Annotated in this window: 4 protein-coding genes; 1 reads left to right on the forward strand and 3 read right to left on the reverse strand. The window is 70.9% G+C overall.

Translation table 11 applies throughout. The features are described 5' to 3' along the window. On the reverse strand, positions 1-243 hold a 243-nt coding region (locus ACWEBX_RS35660; protein ID WP_451888904.1), incomplete at its 3' end, for a PAS domain-containing protein. Positions 244-490: 247 nt separating this feature from the next. Here ACWEBX_RS35660 and ACWEBX_RS35665 point away from each other — a divergent pair. After that, positions 491-2,974, forward strand: a complete 2,484-nt coding sequence (locus ACWEBX_RS35665; RefSeq protein WP_451888905.1) for a SpoIIE family protein phosphatase — start codon at positions 491-493, stop codon at positions 2,972-2,974. A gap of 42 nt (positions 2,975-3,016) precedes the next feature. Here ACWEBX_RS35665 and ACWEBX_RS35670 read toward each other — a convergent pair whose 3' ends face one another. Further along, the gene (locus ACWEBX_RS35670; RefSeq protein ID WP_451888906.1) at positions 3,017-4,735 is read right to left on the reverse strand and encodes a SulP family inorganic anion transporter; all 1,719 of its coding nucleotides are present in this window, start codon (positions 4,733-4,735) and stop codon (positions 3,017-3,019) included. 54 nt (positions 4,736-4,789) lie between these two features. Then, complete coding sequence (locus ACWEBX_RS35675) at positions 4,790-7,372, reverse strand: cation-translocating P-type ATPase (RefSeq protein WP_451888907.1); 2,583 nt, start codon at positions 7,370-7,372, stop codon at positions 4,790-4,792. Between the last annotated feature and the right edge of the window lie 75 nt (positions 7,373-7,447).

The raw sequence follows: 7,447 nt of genomic DNA on the forward strand, positions 1-7,447 counted from the left end.
GAACAGTTCGCTGACGGCCTGCATGTGCTCGGGGTGGATGATCAGACGCGCCGCGTACTTGCCGAGGGCCTCTTCCGCCGTGTACCCGATGAGCTCCTCGGCCTGCGGGGTCCAGAACACGATGCGCCCGTCGGCGTCGAGGACCAGCGCCCCCACGTTCAGGACGTCCAGCAGACCGGTCGGCCGGGTCGAATCGGGTGCGCGGCTGCCCGCACTGTCGGACTGCGTGGACTCGGCTGTCATCCCTGGCCCTCCTCCACCGGCCGGCGCGGTGTGCCGGGCTCCGTGGCCGCTGCCGGGCACCTGAGTACCCGACCCCGGCCCTTCCATGCTGCGCCCTGCCCCCGTCCTTGCCCACTCCAGGGCGTGCGCGGGCAGGTCCGGGCCCGGTGGCCGGGTGCTGTGCGGTGCCGTTCCCCGGTGATCGGCCGCAGGGTCTGCACATCGGGCGGACAAGCAGGAACATGGTCGTGTAGAGGATGAGAGCTTCATGGTTTCTGCGCGGGAAGGTTCCGACGCGCCCGTGTCCGAAGGACCGGGCGGTCCCCTCGACGCGTCCACCGACGCGGCGGCGGTGGTCTCCGGCGACGGTGTGGTGGTGGGCTGGACCAGGGGTGCCGAAGCGCTGCTCGGCCACCGGGCGGCCGAGCTGGTCGGCTCCTCGGCCGCTCGCCTGCTCGCGCTGCGGGACCCCTCGCGGGTGGCGGCGGTCGCGGAGCGCTGCCGCGCCGGAATGGGCTGGAGCGGACACATCCCGCTGCTGCACCGCGACGGCCGGCGCGTCCACGTGGACCTGCGGGTCTCCGCCTCGTTCCGCATGGGCGGGGGCGAGTGCTTCCTGATCTCGGCAAGGGACCGCAGACGGGCGTGGACGGTCGGCCCGGCCTTCCTCGACGGCTTCCTGACGCACTCGCCGGTCGGCATGGCGGTGCTCGATCTGCAACTGCGTTACGTCTGGATGAACGACACCCTGGAGCACCTGGGAGGTGTGCCCCGCGAGCAGCGGCTCGGGCGCCGCCTGACCGAACTGCTGCCGGGGCTGCAGGCGGAGACCATCGAGGGACTGATGCGCAAGGTCCTGGCGACCGGCGAGCCGATGATCGACTACGAGTACCTGGGATGGAGCTGGGCCGACCCGCACCGCCGGCACGCCTATTCCACCTCGTTCTTCCCGCTGCTCGGCGTCGACAACTCGTACACCGGCGTCTGTTACATGGTCCTGGACGTCACCGACCGGTGGAACGCCCGGCAGATCCTGTCGCTGGTCAACGAAGCCGGGACCACCATCGGCGGGACCCTCGACGTCATGCGCACGGCCCAGGAGATCGCCGACTTCGCCGTTCCGCGCTTCGCGGACTTTGTCATCGTCGACCTCCTCGAATCCGTCCTCAGCACCGAGGGACACGGTGCCTGGCTGTCCGACGCCGGACCCGCACCCGCCAAGCCGTTGATGCGGCGCGCAGGCATGAGCTCGGTGCGCGAGGGGTGCCCGGAGGCCGTGGCCCGGATCGGCGACCGGGCGGACTTCCTGCCGCCGCCCCACGACGTGAACCTGCTCACCAACGGCGACCCGGTCCTCATGCAGGTCCTCGACCCGGACGACGACCTGTGGATCGCCGAGGAGCCCGAGCGGGCGGCCAGCATCCGCCGGTACGGGCTGCACTCCCTCATCTCCGTGCCGATGCGGGCGCGCAACACCGCCCTCGGACTCACCACGTTCCTGCGCTCGCTCAACCCGGTCTCGTTCCAGCCCGACGACGTCCTGCTGGCACGCGAGGTGGTGGCGCGCGCGGCCCTGTGCGTCGACAACGCCCGCCGCTACACCCGCGAACACACGGCCGCGGTCACCCTCCAGCGCAGTCTGCTGCCGCAGGCCCTGTCGGGCGGGACAGCCCTGGAGGTGGCCTCCACCTACCTGCCGGCGGACCCGAGCGGCGGGGTCGGCGGCGACTGGTTCGACGTCATCCCGCTGTCCGGAGCCCGGGTCGGCCTGGTCGTCGGCGACGTGGTCGGCCACGGCATCACCGCGGCGGCCACCATGGGCCGGCTGCGCACCGCCGTGCAGACCCTCGCCGACATGGACCTGCCCCCCGACGAACTGCTGGCCCACCTCGACGACCTCGTGCTGCGGCTCAGCGAGGAGCGCACCCAGGAACAGCGGGCCGACCGGAGCACCGCGGAACAGGAGGCCGCCACCACCACCTCCTTCCTCGGAGCGACCTGCCTCTACGCCGTCTACGATCCCGTCACCAGGCGCTGCACGATGGCCAGGGCCGGACATCCGCCTCCCGTGTTCGTCGCCCCCGACGGGCGCTTCTCCTATCCCGACCTGCCCGCCGGGCCCCCGCTCGGCCTCGGCGGGATGGCCTTCGAGAGCCAGGAGACCGAGATCGAGGAGAACAGTCTGATCGGCCTCTTCACCGACGGCCTCGTGGCGGGAGCGCACTACGACATGGAGCTCGGCATGGCGCAGCTCGGAGAGCTGCTCGCCCGGCCCGACCCCGACCTCGACGCGCTGTGCGCGGACGCCGTACGGCAGCTCGTGCCCGTACCGCAGCCCGACGACATCGCCCTGCTCCTGGCCCGCACCCACACCCTGGGGGACGACCACGTCGTCTCGTGGGAGGTGCCCGTGGACCCGGCCGCGGTCTCCGAGATGCGGGCCCGCGCCACCCGCGCGATCGAGGCATGGGGGCTCGGGGAACTGACCATGACCACCGAGCTGATCGTGAGCGAGCTCGTCACCAACGCGATCCGCTACGCGGTGCCGCCCATCCGGCTGCGGCTGCTCTGCGACACCCGGCTGACCTGCGAGGTGTCCGACGCCAGCAGCACCGCCCCCCGGCTCCGGCACGCCCGCAGCACGGACGAGGGCGGCCGGGGCCTGTTCCTGGTGGCCCAGCTCTCCCATCGCTGGGGGGCCAGGTACACGGCGGAGGGAAAGATCATCTGGGCCGAGCAGGAGATTCCCTGAGGAGGGAGGGCCGCGGGGAGAGCGGTCCCGGCGGCGCGCCGCTCAGTCCTCGTCGCCGGACCAGGCACGGTAGGCGGCGACCGCCGTGGGCAGGGTGGGGAAGATCCGGTCCTCGCCGACGGACCCGCTCAGCCCGTACGCGTCCAGGTCGTCGCGCAGATCCTGCTTGACCCGCGCCATCGCGAACTCGATGCCCCGCTTCCCGAGTTCCCGGCGCAGCTCGTCCAGCGAGTCCAGGGCGGTGATGTCCACCTCGACATTGGCCTCCGCGTTCAGGACGAACCACCTGACCGGTACCTCCTGTTCGGCCACCGCGTCGAGGGCGCTGCGCCGGAAGTCCTCCGCGTTGGCAAAGAACAGCGGGGAGTCGTAGCGGTAGACCAGCAGACCGGGGATCACCCGCGCGTCCGGGTAGTCGTCGACGTCGTGCATGCCCGCGAGTCCCGGTACGAGACCCTGGACCGCGTCGTGCGGGCGCGCCACCCTGCTCAGCAGTTCGACGACCGACAGACCCACGGCCACCAGCACCCCGTAGAGGATGTCGAGGGCGAGGACGCCGACGAGACAGCCGAGGGCCAGCAGGAGTTCCCGGAGCCGGAACGACGCCAGCCGCCGGAAACCCGCCAGGTCGATCATCCGGATCGCGGCGTAGACGACCAGCGCGCCGAGGACGGCCTTGGGGGTGTCGGTGAGCAGGGGACTCAGGAACAGCAGGACGGCCAGCACGGAGACCCCGGCCGTGAGCCCGTACACCTGGGTGTGCGCGCCCCCGGACTGCGCGAGGGCCGTACGGCTGGCGCTGCTGCTCACCGGGAACCCCTGCAGCGTGCCCGCGCCGAGGTTCGCGGCGCCCAGGGCCAGCAGCTCCTGGTTCGCGTCCATCGCCGTACCGCCGTCCTCGGTCGTGAAGGCGCGCGCCGTGAGGATGAAGTCGGTGTACCCGACCAGCAGGACACCGACCGCGGGCAGCAGGAGTTGGGGCAGCGTGTCCAGAGGGGGGAAGTCGGGCCGGGGGAGCCCGGCCGGGATGTCCCCGATGACCGCGATGCCGTGGTCCTGGAGGCCGAGGACCGAGACCACGGCCGTACCGGCGACCAGGACCAGCAGCGGCCCCGGGACGCGCCAGCGGAAACGCGTGGCCAGATACAGGACGACCAGCGTCGCGCCGCTGAAGACCACGGTGGCGGGATGGATCTCGTCCAGGTTCCCGAGGAAGGAGGCCAGTTTCGGGAAGAACCCCGAACCGTCCGTCGGCACACCGGTGAGCTTCGTGAGCTGATCCACCATCATGATCAGCGCCACACCCGCCAGATAACCGATCAGCACGGGCCGGGAGAGCAGATCGGCCACGAAGCCCAGCCGCGCCGCCCAGGCCACCACAGCCATCAGCCCCACCGCCACGGCGAGTGCCGAGGCCAGCACCGCGTACCGTTCCGGATCGCCGCCGGCGAGCGGCCCCACGACCGTGGCGGTCATCAGCGCCGTCGTCGACTCGGGCCCCACCGACAGAAGCCGGGACGAGCCCAGGAGCGCGTACAGCACGAGGGCGGGCAGGATCGCCCACAGACCCACGACGGGCGGCAGCCCCGCGACACTGGCGTACGCCATCACCTGCGGCACCAGATAGGCCGCCACCGTCACTCCGGCCAGCAGGTCTCCGCGCAGCCAGCTCCGCCGGTAGTGCCTGAGCACCGGGAGTCCGGGCAGCACCGGAACAGGGGGACGCCACCCTCCGCTCGGGGTGCCGTGGTGCTTCGACACGGGCCAGTCCTTCGGATCGCGCCGGCGGTTTCCTGGGGCGAGGGGCCCGCGTGGTCAGCCGGTGCGCCGCGCCCTGCGGGCCAGGAGCTTACCCACCTCCCACACGACCAGGAGAGCGACGGCGGACAGCAGTGCCCAGCCGAACTGCCGCAGGTCGATCTCGGTGGTGCCCAGGATGCGGCGGAACCCGTCCATCTGCGTCACCGCGACCGCGAGGACGAACTGCGCGAGCGCCGTCCAGTTCATCTGCTTGCTGTCGAAGGTGCTCGGCGTCAGCACCGACTCCGTCTCGCTGCGGCATTCGAACGCGGCCACGATCAGACAGAGCGCGAACGCCGTGAACGCGATCGAACTGCCGATGCCGACACTGTCGTAGCGGGTCTCGCCCAGCTTGATCAACCCGAGCAGGATCCCCGTGATCGCCAGACCGCTGAGACCGACGGTCACCATCACCGGCCGGGTCAGCACCGACTCTCCCCGGGGGCGCGGCCTGCGCCGCATGAGCCCCGCGCTCTCCTGGTCGAAGCCGAGCGCGAAGCCGAACGAGGCGTTGACCACGAAGTGGATCCACAGCACCTGCGGCGGGGTGAAGGGTTCACCGGCCGCGATGTTGAAGATGGTCGCCCCGAGGAAGGTCAGGACGAACGTGACCAGCAACAGCAGCACGAAACGGATGTACTTGGTGAGGTTGTCGTAGAGCTTGCGGCCCTGTTCCACCGCGTAGACGATCGTCGTGAAGTTGTCGTCGGACAGGATCATCCGCGCCGCGTTCTTCGCCACGTCCGTGCCGCTGCCCATGGCGATACCGATGTCGGCGGCCTTGATGGCGGGCGCGTCGTTGACCCCGTCGCCGGTCATCGCGACGACGGCACCCTTCTTCTTGAGCGTGTCCGCGAGCAGCACCTTGTGTTCGGGCGCGACCCGTCCCACCACACCGATGCCGTCGATCCGGGCCAGCCGCTCGCTCTCCGGCAGCGCGGCGAAGTCGGCGCCGAGGACGGCCTCGCCGGGAATGCCGAGCTGTCGGGCGATGGCGGCACCCGTGGTGACGTCGTCCCCGGTCACCATGCGGACCCGGATGTGAGCCGCCTGGGCACTGGCCACCGCGGCCTTGGACTCCTCACGCGGCGGGTCGACCATCCCGACCAGACTCGCCATCCGCAGCCCGGTGACGTAACCCAGCAGGTCTCCGTCCGGATCGAAGTCGGCCGGGTCCAGGTCCCGGGTGGCCGCCGCCATCACCCTGCGTCCCTCCCCGCCCATGCGTTCGCCCTGTTCGTCGGCGCGCTGGCTGAGCTCCGCGTCCCACGGGACGGTCGTGTCGCCCGACAGCGCGGTCGTCGCGCGGGCCTGCACCGCCGGAGCCGCGCCTTTGACGAAGCAGCGCACCACCGGACGCCCGGCGGAGTCCAGGGCGGAGTTGAAGGTGGCCATCAGCTTGTACGTCGGGTCGAAGGGCAGCGTGGCGAGCCGGGGCAGCCGCTCGCGGGTGGCCTCGATGTCCAGCCCGGCCTTGTGGGCCAGCACCAGGAACGCGCCCTCGGTGGGATCGCCCACGACCTCGCCGTCCACCAGCTTGCCGTCGTTCGCGACGAGGTACGGAAGGATCGCGTCGTCGATGCGCGCGGACGAGCCCGCCGCGTGCCGGATCCTCCCGGCGAGGCCGTAGCCCGTACCCGAGACGGTGTAGCGGTCGGCGGGTGTCACCACCTCCACCGCCGTCATCTGGTTCATGGTCAGGGTGCCGGTCTTGTCCGAGTTGATCGCCGACGTGAACGCCAGGGTCTCGACGGACGGCAACTCCTTCACGATCGCGTTGCGCTTCGCCAGATTGAGACTGCCGACGGACAGGATCGCCTGGGTCACCGTGGGCAGGGCTTCGGGAATGGCGGCGATGGCCAGCGAGACCGCGCTGACGAACAGCGCGTCCCACGCCTGGCCGCGGCTGAACCCGAGCGCGAACATCACGATCATGGTCAGGCCCGCGGCGGCCGTGATCCACAGGGTCAGCGTGTCCAGCTCCTGGGTGAGCGGCGCCTCCTCCTTCTCGGTCGCCGACAGCATCTCCGAGATCTTCCCGAGCTCGGTGCCCTGACCCGTCCCGGTGACGACCACGACACCGCTGCCGTGGGTGACCGGTGTGTGCATGAAGGCCATGTTGGACTGATCCCCCGGGCCCAGCACGACCTTCGGCAGTGTGGTGGCGTCCTTCGACGCGGGGACGCTCTCGCCGGTGAGCGCCGACTCGTCGATCTGCAACGCGTGGGCCTCGATGATGCGCCCGTCCGCCGGAACCTGGTCGCCGGCGGAGATGTGCAGGACATCGCCCACGACCACCTGCTCCGCCGGGATCTCCGACTCGCTCCCGTCACGTCTCACCCGGGCCGTCGCCGTGAGCATGGACTGGAGCGCGTTCATCGCGCTCTCGGCCTTTCCCTCCTGCCGCAGTCCCACGACCGCGTTCAGCAGGGTCAGCAGGAAGAGCAGGATCGCGGTGCTCCACTCGGCGATCGCGAGCGAGACGATCGCCGCCACCACGAGGACGACCTGCATGTAACTGCGGTACTGCTCGGCGAACCGCCGCCACGCCGGCTTCGCCTTCTCCTCCGGCAGCGCGTTGGGCCCGTTCTCGGCCAGCTCGGCTCGACATGGAAATCCCCCGGCCCTATACGCACACGGGTCGCGTTGTGTTCAGCCGTCTCTGAAATTCAC

The organism is Streptomyces sp. NPDC005070 (genome assembly GCF_053600395.1).

Bases quoted from the DNA above. Each gene is read 5' to 3' on its own strand.
- ACWEBX_RS35665 (WP_451888905.1), top strand. From the start codon at position 491: ATGGTTTCTGCGCGGGAAGGTTCCGACGCGCCCGTGTCCGAAGGACCG.